The sequence below is a fragment of the Pseudomonas sp. GLN_2 genome (assembly GCF_043106005.1).
Lineage (GTDB): Bacteria > Pseudomonadota > Gammaproteobacteria > Pseudomonadales > Pseudomonadaceae > Aquipseudomonas > Aquipseudomonas alloputida.
The window spans coordinates 1-667 of sequence record NZ_JBICMC010000107.1 but is presented as its reverse complement, the minus strand read 5'-3'; the positions used below and the strand labels follow the sequence as shown (position 1 = coordinate 667).

Annotated in this window: 1 rRNA gene; it reads right to left on the bottom strand. The window is 54.1% G+C overall.

Annotated elements, in window-relative coordinates:
• A 23S ribosomal RNA gene (locus ACF8Q6_RS26150) occupies nt 1–667 on the bottom strand; the annotation flags it as partial.

Genomic DNA, 667 nt, shown 5'->3' with positions numbered 1-667 from the left:
CAAGCCTCACGGGCAATTAGTATTGGTTAGCTCAACGCCTCACAGCGCTTACACACCCAACCTATCAACGTCGTAGTCTTCGACGGCCCTTTAGGGGATTCAAGATCCCAGTGAGATCTCATCTTGAGGCAAGTTTCCCGCTTAGATGCTTTCAGCGGTTATCTCTTCCGAACATAGCTACCCGGCAATGCCACTGGCGTGACAACCGGAACACCAGAGGTTCGTCCACTCCGGTCCTCTCGTACTAGGAGCAGCCCCTCTCAAATCTCAAACGTCCACGGCAGATAGGGACCGAACTGTCTCACGACGTTCTAAACCCAGCTCGCGTACCACTTTAAATGGCGAACAGCCATACCCTTGGGACCGGCTTCAGCCCCAGGATGTGATGAGCCGACATCGAGGTGCCAAACACCGCCGTCGATATGAACTCTTGGGCGGTATCAGCCTGTTATCCCCGGAGTACCTTTTATCCGTTGAGCGATGGCCCTTCCATACAGAACCACCGGATCACTAAGACCTACTTTCGTACCTGCTCGACGTGTTTGTCTCGCAGTCAAGCGCGCTTTTGCCTTTATACTCTACGACCGATTTCCGACCGGTCTGAGCGCACCTTCGTACTCCTCCGTTACTCTTTGGGAGGAGACCGCCCCAGTCAAACTACCCACCA